The sequence below is a fragment of the Kribbella sp. NPDC050459 genome, assembly GCF_040655315.1.
Lineage (GTDB): Bacteria > Actinomycetota > Actinomycetes > Propionibacteriales > Kribbellaceae > Kribbella.
In genome coordinates, this window is record NZ_JBFAJQ010000001.1 from 729,516 (window position 1) to 744,393 (window position 14,878).

A 14,878-nucleotide genomic window follows, 5' to 3' on the forward strand; every position below is an offset into this window, starting at 1 on the left:
GTTGAAGGCTCAACTGAAATCTAGCGGCGGCGGCGCGGTTTCTTCGGGCGGGCCGGCGGCGGGGTCCGGGCCGGCCGCTTCTTCGCGACGGCGGGGCCGCGGGTGCTGTTCGCAGTCCGGCCGCGGACGATGCCGATGAAGTGCTCGACGAGTTCGCTGGTCTCGTCCTCGGGCCAGCTGAGCGCGACCTGCGATTCCGGCACGCCGGCCAGCGGGCGGTAGGTGAGGTCCTTACGGTGGTGCAGGCGGGCCAGCGACTGCGGTACGACCAGCAGCCCGGTGCCCATGGCAACCAACTCGACCGCGTCGGCGGTCCGGGCCGGGCGGTCGTCGATCAACCGGCCGGGCGGATGCTCCCAGTCGAGGACGTCGTCGCGCGGATGCAGCATCAGCTCGTCGGCCAGGTCGTCGAGCGTGACTTCGTCGGCGGCGGTGATCAGGTGGTCCTTGGGGACCACGACGACCGTCTGCTCGACGTACAACGGGATCGCGTGCAGCCCGGTGCGGTCGATCGGGAGCCGGAGCAGGGCGGCGTCGGCCTCCGTCCGGCGCAGGACGCCGGGGGCGTCCGCGGCGGTGACCTGGACGAGCTCGAGCGGGACGCGGGGGAGCCGTTCGGTCCAGATCCGGGCCCATTTCGCGGGCGTCACGCCGGGGACGTAGCCCAGCCGGAATCCGGTCACGGTGGTCAGGCTACCTGCCGTTACGCTGCTGCCATGACGGCGCGCAAGACCCAGACCATGAAGCCTGCCACGGCGGCGAAGAAGCTCGGCGTGTACCTGCCGGCCACCCCGGCGGAGTTCCAGGACGGCGAGGTGTCGCGCGACGAGCTGAACGCGCTGCAGGCGGACCCGCCCGAGTGGCTGCGCGACCTGCGTCGCGATGGTCCGCATCCGCGCCCGGTGGTGGCCGCGAAGCTCGGGGTGTCGATCAGCGGGCTGGCCCGGGCCGGCATCACCGAGGCGCTCACCAGCACCCAGATCGAGGCGATCAAGACCGAGAACCCCGACTGGCTCGACCACGAGCGCGCGGTCCAGGCCGACGTGCGCAGGCAGGCCGCCGAGCAGAAGCAGCAGCCGGCCGACTGACCGTCGGCCGGTTCGGACGATCTCAGACGATCCGCACCCGGAGGCGCCGGAAGCCGCGGCCCTTGCTCTCCATCTTGACGACCTCCATGCGGCCGATCAGCGCGGTAGAGGCGACGTGGGTGCCGCCGTCGGCCTGGGTGTCGAGGCCGGCGATGTCGACGATCCGGACCACTTCGAGATCGGGCGGGAGCAGGTTGGTCGCGGTCCGGATGATGTCCGGGATCGCGAACGCCTCGTCGCGCGGCAAGTTGCTAACCGTGATCCGGCGGTCGGTGCGGATCTCCGCGTTCACCGCCTCGGCGACCCGGTCCTTGAAGTCCGGCGGCACCTCGGCCAGGTCGAAGTCCATCCGCGCCGACAGCGGCTCCATGTTCCCGCCGGTGACGAGGGCGCCGAAGTCGCGGAACACCACCCCGGTCAGCACGTGCAGGCCGGAGTGCGTCCGCATCAGCTGGGTACGCCGTTCGTCGTCGAGCGCCCCGCGGACGGCGGTCCCGGCCGGCGGGACCGGGTCGTCTTCGTGCGGTACGAGATACAGGTCGTCACCCTTGGTGGTCCCGACGATCCGGGTCCGGACGCCGCCCCACAGCAGCACCCCCTGGTCCGGCGGCTGCCCGCCGCCACCCGGGTAGAACGCGGACCGGTCGAGCACGATCCCGCGTTCGGGATCCGAGCCGACCACCGTCGCGTCCCACTCCCGGACGGACGCGTCGTCGAGGTCGAGCCGATGGGTGTGCCCGTGCTGATCAGTCATGATCAGCTCACTGTGCCACACGGCCGTTGGGGGATGGGGACATGCAGATCATCGAGAACAGCATCGTCGGCACCCGGTCCGCCGTACTGCGGCTGACCAAGCGCGGCGGGGGACCGGCGATCGTGATCTTCCCGATGCTGCACGTGGCCGAGCCGCAGTTCTTCCGCGACGTCGAGGCGCGGCTGCGGAGGTGCGACCTGCTCGTCGTCGAAGGCATCCAGGGTCAGTCCTCGGCGGTCGAGGGGATGACCATGACGTACCGGGTGTTGCCGGCCGATGCGGAGTCCGGGCTGACATCGAGGTCGACGACCTGCCGACCCGGCAGGAGGAGCTGCGCGGCGCGGAGTGGGACCGCTTCTTCGACCTGCTGCTCGACCGTCGCGACGACCGTGCTGTCGCGGCGGTCGCGGAAGTGGTCCGGGACCGCGGCGACGAGGAGCTCGAGGTGGCTGTGGTGTACGGCGCCAAGCATGTGCCCGGCATCCTGCGTGGTCTGTACCGGCTCGGCTACCGGGTGGTGGGCGCCGACTGGCTGATGGCGGTCAGCGCACGAGAGTCGTGAAGGCGTCGAGGGCGCGGCGGATGTTCTCGACCGAGTTCGCGTACGAGAAGCGCAGGTGGCCCTCGCCGTACGTGCCGAACGACGTGCCGGGCAGGCAGGCGACGCCGGCCTCGTCGAGCAGGCGGTCGGCCAGGGTGGCGGCGGAGACGCCGAGCTCAGTGATGTTCGGGAAGGCGTAGAACGCTCCGCCCGGCTCCACGCACGACACGCCCGGTACGGCGTTGAGCCCGGACACGATCACCTCACGCCGCTCGCGGAACGCCTCGAGCATCCGGTCGACGTCGTCCCAAGGACCTTCGAGGGCGGCGATCGCGGCGTGCTGGCTGAACGCCGACGTACACGAGACCGAGTTGATCATCAGCCGGGTCACCGGCTCGACCAGCGGCTCGGGGAACACGCCGAACCCCAGTCGCCAGCCGGTCATCGCGAACGTCTTCGACCAGCCGTCGAGCAGGATCGTCCGCGACGCCATGCCGTCCAGGTCGAGCACGCTGTGGTGCTCCCCGTCGTACCGCAGCGCCCAGTAGACCTCGTCGCTGAGCACGACCAGGTCGTGCTCGATCGCGATCTCGGCGATCGCCTGCAGCTGCTCCGGCGTCGACGCGCTGCCGCACGGGTTGTGCGGGGAGTTGAGGATGAGCAGCTTGGTCCGGTCCGTCACCAGCGACCGCAGCTCGTCGGGATCGATGACGAACCCGTTCTCCTCGCGCAGCGGTACCGGCACCGGCGTCGCACCGGCGAACGACGTGATCGACGCGTACATCGGGAAGCCGGGGTCCGGGTAGAGGACCTCGTCGCCCTCCTCGCAGAGCGCCAGGATCGTGAAGAACATGATCGGCTTCGCGCCCGGGGTGATCAGCACCCGGTCGGGCGTCGTGGTCAGCCGGTTCGTGCGGCCGAGGAAGTCCGCGACCGCGGTCCGCAACTCGGGGATGCCGGGCGCCGGGACGTAGTGCGTGAACCCCTTGTCGAGGGCCTGTTGCGCGGCCGCGATCACGTGCGGCGGCGTGTCGAAGTCGGGTTCGCCGATCTCCAGGTGCACGATCTCGCGTCCCCGGGCCTCCAGGGCCTTCGCCTTGGCGAGCACCTCGAACGCCGACTCGGTTCCCAACCGATCCATCCGGCCAGCAAGTTTCACGATGTGTCCTTCCACGGTGGCATGTCACACATTAGTGCGATGATCTCGGCGTGAACGAGGCGAGGCGGGTAGCGGTCACCGGAAGTAGCGGCAAGCTCGGCAAGGCCGTCGTCGACCACCTGGCGGACCACGGCTGGGACGTGGTCGCTCTCGACCAGGCTGCACCGGCCCGGGCCGATGTGACGTCGACACGCGTGGACCTGACCGATTTCGGTCAGACCTACGAGGCGATCGCCGGTATCGACGACCGGCACGACGGCGTCGACGCGGTGGTGCACCTCGCCGCGATCCCGGCGCCGGGGCTGCGGCCGAACGCGGCGACCTTCCACAACAACATGACCGTGACGTACAACGTGTTCTCGGCCGCGCTGCGGGCCGGTGTCCGGAACATCGTCTGGGCGTCCAGCGAGACCGTGCTCGGGCTGCCGTTCGACGAGTTCCCGCCGTACGTGCCCGTGGACGAGGACTACCCGCCGCGGCCGAACAGCACCTACTCGCTGGTCAAGACGCTCGAGGAGGAGCTGGCCCGGCAGTTGTGCCGGTGGCACCCGGACCTGAAGCTGATCGGCCTGCGCTTCTCGAACGTGATGTACCCGGAGGACTACGCCCGGTTCCCCGGGTTCGACGCGGACGCGCACGCGCGCAAGTGGAACCTCTGGGGGTACATCGCCGCCCGCGACGGCGCGCAGGCCGTCCGGAAGTCGCTCGAGTACGACGTGACCGGGACGGACGTGTTCATCGTCGCGAACGCCGACACGGTGATGTCCCGGCCGAACGAGGAGCTGCTCGCCGAGGTGTTCCCCGGCGTTCCGGTGAAGCGGCCGTTCGGCCCGAACGACACCCTGCTGTCGATCGAGAAGGCGCGCCGCCTGCTCGGCTACGAGCCCGAGTTCTCCTGGCGGGGCCCGAACGGGAAGAGCGAGTCCGGGTCGTAGGCCGCGCGGACGTCGGCCAGCCGCGCGAACGTGTCGGCCGGCCACGACGCCTGGTACGACCCGGGCAGCGCGAAGCCGCCGGCGAAGTTCACCGTGGTCTCCGTGCACACCCACGGCTCGAGCCGGCCGAGCACCGCGTCGACCGTTGCCGGCAGCACCTTCTCGAACAGGTTCGGGTCCGGTACGCCGATCATCGTCAGCGTGCCGGCACCGCTGCGGCCGCCGACCGCGCTGCCCTCCGGGACGTCGCGCTCGGTGGCGCCGCCGAGGTGCCGCAGCTCGACCGCGACCAGCGGGAGCTGCTGGTCCGGGCCGGCCACCTCCAGGAACGCGGTGACGAACTCGGCGTCCAGCTCGTCGAGCATCAGCCCGCGGTCCCAGGCGGGCGTCGGGTCCTTCGGGTCGTTGTGGATCAGCGCGATGTCGCTCGCCGGCATCTCGCCGACGGCGTCGATCAGCGTCGTGCCGGCGTCCCGGATCGGCTGGAAGAGCGCCTTCCCGTCGGCCGCGGCGCCGACGTACGCGAACCGCACGCTCAGCACCGTCTTGCCGCGCAACGGCTCCGGGATGAACTCCAGCGGCGGCAGCCGCAGGATCACGACCGACGTGTTGGCGCTCTCCGGCAGCGTTTTGGTCCACTCGGCCCAGGTGGTCAGGGCGGGCGCGATGTACTCGGCGTCGAAGAACACCGAGCCGCCGTAGAGGGTGCCCAGCTCGACCAGCCCGAAGTCCATCGCGGTGACGATGCCGAAGCCGCCCTTGCCGCCGCGCAACGCCCAGAAGAGGTCCGCATGCTCGGTCTCGTTCGCGGTCACGACCTCGCCGGCCGCGGTCACGACCCGGAAGCCGCGGGCCCAGTCGGACGAGAAGCCGTACGTCCGGGCGAGCGGGCCGAGCCCGCCGCCGAGCGTGTACCCGATGCAGCCGACCGCGTCGGACGCGCCGGTGATCGGCGCCAGCCCGTGCGGTGCGGCCGCCGCGACCACCTCGGCCCAGCGGCTGCCCGCGGCGATGTGCGCGACCTGCGCCTCGGCGTCCACGGTCACGCCGGTCATCCGGCCGGTCGTCACGACGATGCCGTCCCGGATCGGGTTCGGGATGCCGTGGCCGGTCGCCAGCACGCGGACCGGCGTACCGGTCGCCGCCGCTGACCGCACGACCGCGACCGCGTCGTCCTCGGACGTCAGCCCGACCACGACGTCCGGCGTGTGCGTCACCGCCAGGTTGAACCCGGACAGCTCCTCGGCGTACCCCTCGTCACCCGGCGCCAGCACCGGTCCCGCGACCTCGCCCCGCAGCCGCTCGATCAACGCATCCGTCACGTCAGTCCCCTCCCATGAGCCCTGCCGCGCAGTTTTCCGCACCCTGGGGTCATGCTCGAGACATGGTTGATTTCGGAGTACAGGTGACACCGACCCCGGACCTCGCCGAACACCGCGAGGTCGTGGCCGCCGCGGAGGAGGGCGGCCTGACGTACGTCGGTGTGCAGGACCACCCGTACGCTCCGGCGCAGCTCGACGCGATGGCGGTGATCGGGGACCTGATGAGCCGCACCGAGCGGGTGCGGTTCTTCCCCGACGTGACGCCGTTGCCGCTGCGTCCGCCGACGATGCTCGCGAACCTGGCGGCGACGCTCGACCGGGTGTCCGGCGGACGGTTCGAGCTCGGCCTCGGGGCCGGCGGCATCCCGCGCGCGATCAAGGGGTTCGGCGGTCCGGACCGGACGCCGGGCGAGGCGATCGAGGCCTTGGAGGAAGGGATCGGCCTGCTGCGGCGGCTGTGGTCCGGCGCCGAGCGAGTGGTTGCGGAGGGCAAGTACTACGCGGTGAACACCCGCCCCGTCCCGGCGCCGCCGCACGACATCGGCATCTGGATCGGCTCGATCGGCCCGCGGTCGCTGCGGCTGACGGGGCGGCTGGCCGACGGCTGGGCGGCGCCGATCCCGAGCTACCTGCCGTACCAGGACCTGGCGCCCGCGAACGCGATCATCGACGAGGCGGCCAAGGCGGCGGGCCGCGATCCGGCCGACGTGCTGCGGATCGCGCAGATCGTCGGCACGGTGACCGACGGGCCGGGTGACACCGACACGACGCACGGTGACGCTCCGTTGCGGGGGACGCCGGGACAGTGGGCGGACTTCGTCACCGAGCTGGTCACGCGGCAGCCGTTCCGGGCGTTCGTGTTCTGGCCGGAAGCCGACCCCCTGGAGCAGACGATCCGGTTCGCGCGAGACGTCGTACCAGAGGTCGAAACACGCCTGAACAGGGGGCCGACTCGACGGTAACGGTGATGTGCTGAAAACCTGTGCCAGAGCTGGCGATCCCAGCAATACAAGGCAGGGTGCGACATGGAGGCGGTCGATGTTCAAGCGTATCGCAATCGTGAACCGGGGTGAGGCCGCGATGCGGCTGATCAACGCGGTCCGGGAAGTCAACGCCGAAGGCGGTGACCCGATCGAGACCGTGGCCTTGTTCACCGACGGCGAGCGCACCGCGACCTTCGTGCGGGCCGCGGACATCACCTACCCGCTCGGCCCGGCGTCGGCCCGCCCGTACCTCGACCTGGGGGTGCTGGAGCGCGCGCTACGCGAGACCGGTGCGGACGCCGCCTGGGTCGGCTGGGGATTCGTTGCCGAGGACCCCGCGTTCGCCGAGCTGTGCGACCGGATCGGCGTCACGTTCATCGGCCCGTCGGCCGCGGCGATGCGCAAGCTCGGCGACAAGATCGGCTCGAAGCTGATCGCCGAGGAGGTCGGCGTCCCGGTCGCGCCGTGGAGCCGCGGAGCGGTCGAGTCGCTCGATGCCGCGCTCGAGGCCGCCGACCGGATCGGCTACCCGTTGATGCTGAAGGCAACGGCCGGCGGCGGTGGCCGCGGGATCCGGATGGTCGGCTCCGCCGACGAGCTGTCCGACGCGTACGCGCGGACCAGTGAGGAGGCCGCGCGCGCCTTCGGCAGCGGCGTGGTGTTCCTGGAGCGCCTCGTCACCGGCGCCCGGCACGTCGAGGTCCAGGTGATCGCCGACGGCGAGGGGACGGCGTGGGCGCTCGGCGTCCGGGACTGCTCGGTGCAGCGCCGCAACCAGAAGGTGATCGAGGAGTCGGCGTCGCCGCTGCTGTCCGCGTCGCAGGTCGAGGACCTGAAGGCGTCGGCGGAGCGGCTGGCGATCGCGGTCGGGTACCGCGGGGCCGCGACGGTCGAGTTCCTGTACCACCCGGGCGAGAAGTCGTTCGCGTTCCTCGAGGTGAACACCCGGCTGCAGGTCGAGCACCCGATCACCGAGCTGACCACCGGGTTCGACCTGGTGAAGGCGCAGCTGCACGTCGCGTCCGGCGGCCGGCTGGAAGGCGCCCGGCCGGTGGAGAGCGGGCACGCGGTCGAGGCCCGGCTGAACGCCGAGGACCCGGACCGCGACTTCGCCCCGTCGCCCGGCCGGATCGTCGTCCTGGACCTGCCGGCCGGCCCGGGCATCCGGGTCGACACCGGGGTGAGCGCCGGGGACAGCATCCCGGCCGACTTCGACTCGATGATCGCGAAGGTGATCGGGTACGGGCGGACCCGCGAGGAGGCGCTGGCGCGGCTGCGGCGCGCCATGCAGGCGACGACAGTGCTGATCGAGGGCGGCGCGACCAACAAGAGCTTCATCCTCGAGCTGCTCGACCAGCCCGAGGTGATCGACGGCAGTGCGGACACCGGCTGGATCGACCGGGTCCGCGGCGAGGGTCGGCTGGTCTCGCACCGGCACTCGGGCGTCGCGCTGGTCGCGGCGGCGATCGAGGGGTACGAGGACGCCGAGCAGGTCGAGCGGACCCGGCTGCTGGAGACCGCGCACGGCGGCCGTCCGCAGGTCCAGCACGAGGTCGGCCGCGCGATCGACCTGAAGCTGCGTGGCGCGAGCTACCGGGTGACGGTCGCGCGGATCGGGCCGGAGCGGTTCCGGGTCGGCGTCGGTAACGGCAACGAGCACCTGAAGGTGGTGGACGCCGAGCTGGAGCGGCTGGACGACTACCGCGGCCGGCTGGTCGTCGGCGGGCAGCGGTTCCGGCTGGTGACCGCGACGCACGGCCCGGTGCACCTGGTCGAGGTCGACGGTGTCACGCACCGCGTGAGCCGGGACGAGGGCGGCGTACTGCGGTCGCCCGCGCCGGCGCTCGTGGTGGCGACGCCGGTGCAGACCGGGGCCGAGATCGAGGCCGGCGCTCCGGTGCTCGTGCTCGAGAGCATGAAGATGGAGACGGTGCTGTACGCGCCGTTCAAGGCGACCGTGAAGGAGCTGCTGGTCTCGACCGGCAGCCAGGTGGAGACGGGCGCGCCGCTCATCCGGCTGGAGCCGGTGGCGGACGACGCTGCCGTAGAGGAAGTGGCTCCGGTCCACAACGGCGTACAGCTCGATCTGCCGAACGGGACCGGGGAGAAGTCCGCGGCCGAGCGGGTGGAGCGCGGGCTGGACGATCTGCGGAGCATGCTGCTCGGCTTCGACATCGACCCGCAGGACGAGGGCGGCATGCTGGCCGACTACCTGTCCGCGCGGTCGGAGCTCGCGCACCAGCGCTCCGAGCCGCCGGTGGGCGCCGAGATCGAGCTGCTGACGGTGTTCGCGGACTTCGCCGAGCTGAGCCGCAACCGGCCGGCCGGCACGGACACCACCCTCGAGAACCGGGTGCACAGCCCGCGCGAGTACTTCTACACCTACCTGCAGAGCCTGGATCCGGACCGCGGCGGGCTGCCGGCCGAGTTCCAGGCCCGCCTGACCCGCGTGCTGAGCCACTACGGCGTGACCGGGCTGGAGCGCAGCCCGGAGCTGGAGGAGGCAGTCTTCCGGATCTTCCTGGCACAGCAGCGCTCGACTCCCGACGTCCTGCTGGTGACGTCGGTGCTGCAGCGGTGGATCGCCGAGCCGCTGCCGGACGCGCCGCTGGACGAGGCCGTGCACGAGCTGCTCGACCGGCTGGTGCTGGCCACGCAGCTGCGCTTCCCGGTCGTCGGGGACCTGGCCCGGAGCGTGCGGTTCCGCTGGTTCGACCAGCCCCAGGTCGACGCCGAGCGGGCCTCGATCATCGCTGGCGTGGGCGACGAGGTCGCCGACCTGGCCGCGCACCCGGACTCGCCGGACCGGCAGCGCCGGATCGACGCGCTGGCCGCGATCCCGGAACCGATCGTCCGGTTCCTCGCCGAGCGGCTGGAGCACGGCTGGGGCGAGCGGGAGCCGATGCTCGAGGTGCTCGTCCGGCGGCACTACCGCGAGTACGAACTGCACGACCTGCGCGAATTCGCCGTCGACGGGCGGCCGTTCGCGACTGCCGACTACACGATCGACGACCGCCCGAGCCACCTGGTCACGACGGTCGGCACGGTCGCCGAGCTGGCCGACCGGGACAGCGGCCTGTCGCGTGCGCTGACCGACCGGATCGAGGCCCGGACGGCGGGCCACGAGGCCGTCCTCGAGCTGTACCTGTACGGCCCGGACCTGCCCGAGTGGCAGCAGGAGGCCTCGGACCTGTACCGCCGGATGGTCGCCGACCTGCCGATCGCCCAGCGGGTCCGGCGGATCTCGGTCGCGGTCGCCCCGGGACAGGGCCGCCCGGTCTCGTACTTCACCTACCGGCCGGCCGGCGGGTCGATGGCCGAGGACGACAACGTCCGCGGCGTGCACCCGATGGTCGGCCGCCGCCTGAACCTCTGGCGGCTGCGCGACTTCCGGATCACCCGGCTGGACGCGCCGGAGGACGTGCTGCTCTACTACTGCGTCGCCCGCGACAACGAGGCCGACCGGAGGCTCGTCGCGTTGGCGCAGGTCCGCCAGTTCGCGGTCGCCCGGGACGAGGACGGCCAGGTCACGTCGCTGCCGCACGCGGAGCGCGCGATCTCGAACTGCCTGGAGGCGATCCGCCGGGCCCGTACCGCGCGCGGCGCGGCCGGCGCGAAGCTCGACATGAACCACGTCTGGGTGCAGATCTGGCCGGTGGTGAACGTCCAGGTCGACGAGGTGACCGCGCTGCAGCGCAACATCGCCCCGATGACCGCCGGCGCCGGGATCGAGGAGGTCCTGGTGCAGGGCGACGTCGCGGCGCCGGACGGCTCGGTCAACCCGGTCGCGGCGCGGTTCTACTACCAGCACGGCGCCGGGGTCGTGACGTCGATCGAGGAGCCGCCGACCGGCCGGCTGCTGCCGCTCGACGACTACGCGCAGAAGGTGCAGCGCTCCCGGCGGCGGAACACGATCTACCCGTACGAGGTCAGCGGCATGGTCGCCGGTCAGGGCGGCTCGTTCGTCGAGCACGACCTGGACGACAGCGGCAACCTGGTCCCGGTGGACCGGCCGAAGGGCCTGAACAAGGCCGGCATCATCGTCGGCATCGTCAGCACCCCGACCGACCGGTACCCGGACGGCGTCACCCGGGTCGCGATGAGCGGCGACCCGACCAAGGCGCTCGGCGCGGTGGCCGAGGCGGAGTGCTCGCGGATCATCGCGGCCCTCGACCTGGCCGAGCGGATGCGGGTCCCGGTCGAGTGGTACTCGCTGTCCGCGGGCGCCCGGATCTCGATGGACTCCGGCACCGAGAACATGGACTGGGTCGCCAAGGCGCTCAAGCGGATCGTCGAGTTCACCCAGGCCGGCGGCGAGATCAATGTCGTGGTCGCGGGTATCAACGTCGGCGCGCAGCCGTACTGGAACGCCGAGGCGACGATGCTGATGCACACCAAGGGCATCCTGGTGATGACGCCGGACAGCGCGATGGTGCTGACCGGCAAGCAAACGCTCGACTTCTCCGGCAGTGTCTCGGCCGAGGACAACTTCGGCATCGGCGGCTACGACCGGGTGATGGGCCCGAACGGCCAGGCGCAGTACTGGGCGCCGGACCTGAAGGGCGCCCGGGACGTGCTGATGACGTACTACGACCACACGTACGTCGTGCCGGGGGAGCGCGGGCCGCGGCGGGCGGAGACGTCGGACCCGGCGGATCGCGACGTCACGCCGTACCCGCACGAGGTGGCCGGGAGCGACTTCAAGACGATCGGCGAGATCTTCTCGGCGGCGACCAACCCGGACCGGAAGAAGGCGTTCGACATCCGGACGCTGATGCGGGCCGTCACCGACCAGGACCACCCGGTGCTGGAGCGCTGGGCGGGGATGGCCGACGCCGACACCGCGGTCGTGCAGGACGCACGGCTCGGCGGGTTCCCGGTGTGCCTGGTCGGGATCGAGTCCCGATCGGTGCCGCGGCGCGGGTTCCCGCCCACCGACGGGCCGGACACCTACACCGCCGGCACGCTGTTCCCGCGGTCGTCGAAGAAGGTCGCCCGGGCGATCAACTCGGCCAGCGGGAACCGGCCGCTGGTGGTGCTCGCGAACCTGTCCGGGTTCGACGGGTCGCCGGACTCGATGCGGAACCTGCAGCTCGAGTACGGCGCCGAGATCGGGCGCGCGATGGTGAACTTCCGCGGGCCGATCGTGTTCTGCGTCGTGTCGCGGTACCACGGCGGCGCGTTCGTGGTGTTCTCGAAGTCGCTGAACCCGTCGATGACCGTGCTCGCGGTGGAGGGCTCGTTCGCGTCGGTGCTCGGCGGCGCGCCGGCGGCGGCGGTCGTGTTCGCGGCCGAGGTCGACGCGCGGACCGCCGCGGATCCGCGGGTGGCATCGCTGGCCGAGCGCGTCGGCGAGGCCTCGGGAGCGGAGCGCGCGGCGCTGGCCACGGAGCTCGCGGACGTGCGAACCGTCGTCCGGGCGGAGAAACTGGGCGAGGTCGCGGCCGAGTTCGACCGGGTGCACAGCATCGAGCGGGCCCGCGACGTGGGGTCGGTCGACGCGGTGATCAGTGCCCGGGAACTGCGGCCGAAGTTGATCGAGGCAATCAATTCCGGGGTACCCGGAGCTTGATCACTCGTCTAGCCTGGAAGGGTGCGTACCGGCAGGGGCGGTCGCAGTAAGGCTCGGTCGTTGATTCTGTTCATCGGCGTGAGCGTACTTTCGGGTGCGCTGGCGGCGGGGCTCGTGATCCCGTTCGCCGGCTTCGCCGGACGCGGCTCGGAGCAGGTCGCCGAGACCGTGCAGAGCCTGCCGCGCGAGTTCGAGAGCGACCCGCTGGCCGTCCGCAGCCGGATCCTGGCCGCGGACGGCACGCTGGTCGCCACGTTGTACGAGCAGAACCGGGTGCCGGTGCCGCTGAGCTCGGTCAGCCCGATCATGCGCAAGGCGATCGTGGCGATCGAGGACTCCCGTTTCTACGACCACGGCGCGCTCGACCTGAAGGGCACCGTGCGGGCGATGGTGCGCAACCAGACCGGCGGCGAGGTGCAGCAGGGCGGGTCGAGCATCACCCAGCAGTACGTGAAGATGAGCCTGGTCGAGAAGGCGAAGACGGCGGCCGAGCGGGCCAAGGCCACCGAGGTCTCGTACCAGCGCAAGCTCACCGAGCTGCGGTACGCGATCGCGGTCGAGAGCGAGCTGTCCAAGGACGAGATCCTCGAGCGGTACCTGAACCTGGCGAACTTCGGCGACGGGACGTACGGCATCCAGACCGCGGCCCAGCACTACTTCCGGACCTCCGCCGCCGATCTCACGCTGCCGCAGGCCGCGATGCTGGCCGGACTGGTGAAGAACCCGACCGGGTACGACCCGACCAACGACCTGGCCCGCGCCAAGGCCCGCCGGGACGTGGTGATCAAACGCATGCTGGAGCTCGGCGTCGTCACCGTGCACCAGGCGAACCAGGCGCTGAAGACGCCCGTGATCGACCTGGCGAAGGTCGAGCCGGTGCCGAACGGGTGCGCCAACTCGCGGTACCCGTTCTACTGCGACTACGTGGTCTCCAAGCTGCTCGCGAACCCGGCGCTCGGCGCGACCGTGAAGGACCGCGACCATTACCTGAAGACCGGCGGGCTGCTGATCCGGACCTCGATCGACCCGCGGATCCAGGCGGCGGCGCAGGCGTCGATCGAGGAGCACAGCAAGCGCACCGACTCCGCGATCGCCGCGATCACGATCGTCGAGCCCGGCACCGGCCTGGTGAAGGCGATGGTGCAGAGCCGCCCGTACGGCAACGGGAAGTTCCACACGAACTACAACTACAACGTCGAGAAGTCCTACGCCGGCGGGTACGGCGGATTCCAGAACGGCTCGACGATGAAAGCGTTCACGATCGCCGCGGCGCTGTCCCAGGGCATCCCGATGGACTACCGGATCAACTCGCCGCAGCAGATCGATCTGAGCAACAAGAAGTTCCGGACCTGCCACGGCTGGACGCGCGACCCGACGTACCGGCCGAAGAACTCGACGCACAGCGGCAACCTGACCATGGTCGAGGCCGCGCGGTTCTCGACGAACACCTACTTCCTGCAGCTGTCGCAGCGGACCGGGCTGTGCGCGGTCGCCACGGTCGCGGCCGAGCTCGGGATGTACAACGGCCAGACCGGCCAGCCGCTCGACCAGGTGATCTCGATGACGCTCGGTGTCGGGTACGTGACACCGCTGATGCTGTCGAACGCGTACGCCACGTTCGCGGCGCGCGGGAAGTACTGCACGCCGATCGTCGTCACGTCCGTGCGGGACAAGTCCTGGCGCCCGGTCCCGGGCCCCGGGTACGACTGCAAGCAGGTCCTCCCGCGGGCGGTCGCGGACGGCGTGAACCGGGTGCTGAGCGCGGTGATGATGCCGGGCGGGACGGGCGGCCGGCTGCGGTTCGGCACCCGTGACATGGCGGGCAAGACCGGAACGATCCAGGAGAACCTGGCCGTCTGGTACGCCGGGTACACCCCGAACCTGGCCGCGGCGGCGGTGGTCGCCGACGCCAACCTGCCGTACACCAACCTGATGTACCGGCACACGCTGAACGGCCAGGACATCGCCGACCCGACCGGCTCCGGCACCGCCGGCCCGCTCTGGAAGACCGCCATGCAGGGCGCCCTCCGCGGCCTGCCCGCCGAGCACTTCGTCGCGCCGCCGAAACGCCTGATCGGCGACCCGAACCCCCAGCCCGCCGACGCCGCCAAGCCGAAGCCGCCCGGCTAGAGCGGCCTGAGGTCCGTGCCCGGCACCCAGGTGATCCGCCCGTCCTTGTCGCGGAACCGGCCCAGCCAGACGCCGTTGTCGCGGATCCAGACGTCCAGCTCGCCGGTGGACCAGGTCGCCCGCTGCACCGGTTGCGCGGGGTCGACGTGCCGCACGGCATCCGCCGCCCGAGGGCCGTGGGCGTCGTACTGCACGTCGAGATCGGCGGCGAGCTCCCGCGCCTTCGCCTCGTCGCCGATACCTGTTGCACGCCACCCGTTGACCGCACCGTCCCAGACGCCGAATCCAGTGGATCCGTCGTCGGACGGCCGAACCGTGAACCGACCAAGCATGTTTTCAGATTACCGCTTCGTCGAACACATGTTCTAGTCTTGATCAGACGGGTGGCGTGTGA

General features: G+C 71.2%; 12 protein-coding genes. 5 read left to right on the top strand and 7 right to left on the bottom strand.

All coding sequences use genetic code 11. The features are described from left to right. Positions 1–20: 20 nt before the first annotated feature. Positions 21–683 (bottom strand): LysR family substrate-binding domain-containing protein, encoded by a 663-nt coding sequence (locus tag AB0I12_RS03445; RefSeq protein WP_359923913.1) that lies wholly within the window; start codon positions 681–683, stop codon positions 21–23. A 33-nt stretch (positions 684–716) separates the two neighbouring features. On the opposite strand from AB0I12_RS03445, the gene AB0I12_RS03450 reads away from it, so the two are divergent. Further along, positions 717–1,088 (top strand): DUF5997 family protein, encoded by a 372-nt coding sequence (locus AB0I12_RS03450; RefSeq protein WP_359923916.1) that lies wholly within the window; start codon positions 717–719, stop codon positions 1,086–1,088. A 22-nt stretch (positions 1,089–1,110) separates the two neighbouring features. Here the strand turns inward: AB0I12_RS03450 and AB0I12_RS03455 are convergent, their stop codons facing one another. The 4 genes from AB0I12_RS03455 to AB0I12_RS03470 all read right to left on the bottom strand — a co-directional run bounded on the left by AB0I12_RS03455 (position 1,111) and on the right by AB0I12_RS03470 (position 3,524). Continuing rightward, positions 1,111–1,842: an alanyl-tRNA editing protein gene (locus AB0I12_RS03455; protein ID WP_359923918.1), complete on the bottom strand. Its 732-nt coding sequence runs from the start codon at positions 1,840–1,842 to the stop codon at positions 1,111–1,113. 7 nt (positions 1,843–1,849) lie between these two features. Then, positions 1,850–2,059, bottom strand: a complete 210-nt coding sequence (locus AB0I12_RS03460) for a hypothetical protein (RefSeq protein WP_359923919.1) — start codon at positions 2,057–2,059, stop codon at positions 1,850–1,852. 6 nt (positions 2,060–2,065) lie between these two features. Next, the gene (locus AB0I12_RS03465; protein ID WP_359923921.1) at positions 2,066–2,314 is read right to left on the bottom strand and encodes a hypothetical protein; all 249 of its coding nucleotides are present in this window, start codon (positions 2,312–2,314) and stop codon (positions 2,066–2,068) included. A 70-nt stretch (positions 2,315–2,384) separates the two neighbouring features. Beyond that, complete coding sequence (locus AB0I12_RS03470) at positions 2,385–3,524, bottom strand: pyridoxal phosphate-dependent aminotransferase (protein ID WP_359923924.1); 1,140 nt, start codon at positions 3,522–3,524, stop codon at positions 2,385–2,387. A gap of 68 nt (positions 3,525–3,592) precedes the next feature. Here AB0I12_RS03470 and AB0I12_RS03475 point away from each other — a divergent pair, with 68 nt between their 5' ends. Next, complete coding sequence (locus AB0I12_RS03475) at positions 3,593–4,477, top strand: NAD(P)-dependent oxidoreductase (protein WP_359923927.1); 885 nt, start codon at positions 3,593–3,595, stop codon at positions 4,475–4,477. Here AB0I12_RS03475 and AB0I12_RS03480 read toward each other — a convergent pair. Further along, complete coding sequence (locus AB0I12_RS03480) at positions 4,420–5,799, bottom strand: FAD-binding oxidoreductase (RefSeq protein WP_359923928.1); 1,380 nt, start codon at positions 5,797–5,799, stop codon at positions 4,420–4,422. The genes AB0I12_RS03475 and AB0I12_RS03480 overlap by 58 nt on opposite strands. A 62-nt stretch (positions 5,800–5,861) precedes the next feature. On the opposite strand from AB0I12_RS03480, the gene AB0I12_RS03485 reads away from it, so the two are divergent. The 3 genes from AB0I12_RS03485 to AB0I12_RS03495 all read left to right on the top strand — a co-directional run bounded on the left by AB0I12_RS03485 (position 5,862) and on the right by AB0I12_RS03495 (position 14,484). Next, on the top strand, positions 5,862–6,761 hold the full coding sequence (locus tag AB0I12_RS03485) for an LLM class flavin-dependent oxidoreductase (RefSeq protein ID WP_359923931.1): 900 nt from the start codon (positions 5,862–5,864) through the stop codon (positions 6,759–6,761). Between the two features lie 76 nt (positions 6,762–6,837). Next, positions 6,838–12,354 (top strand): carboxyl transferase domain-containing protein, encoded by a 5,517-nt coding sequence (locus AB0I12_RS03490; protein WP_359923933.1) that lies wholly within the window; start codon positions 6,838–6,840, stop codon positions 12,352–12,354. Positions 12,355–12,432: 78 nt separating this feature from the next. Beyond that, positions 12,433–14,484 carry a transglycosylase domain-containing protein gene (locus AB0I12_RS03495; protein WP_359923935.1) on the top strand — a complete coding sequence of 684 codons (2,052 nt, stop codon included), beginning with the start codon at positions 12,433–12,435 and terminating at the stop codon, positions 14,482–14,484. On the opposite strand, the gene AB0I12_RS03500 is transcribed toward AB0I12_RS03495, so the two are convergent. Continuing rightward, the gene (locus AB0I12_RS03500) at positions 14,481–14,816 is read right to left on the bottom strand and encodes a hypothetical protein (RefSeq protein ID WP_359923938.1); all 336 of its coding nucleotides are present in this window, start codon (positions 14,814–14,816) and stop codon (positions 14,481–14,483) included. The two genes, AB0I12_RS03495 and AB0I12_RS03500, sit on opposite strands and share 4 nt — an antisense overlap. Positions 14,817–14,878: the final 62 nt, after the last annotated feature.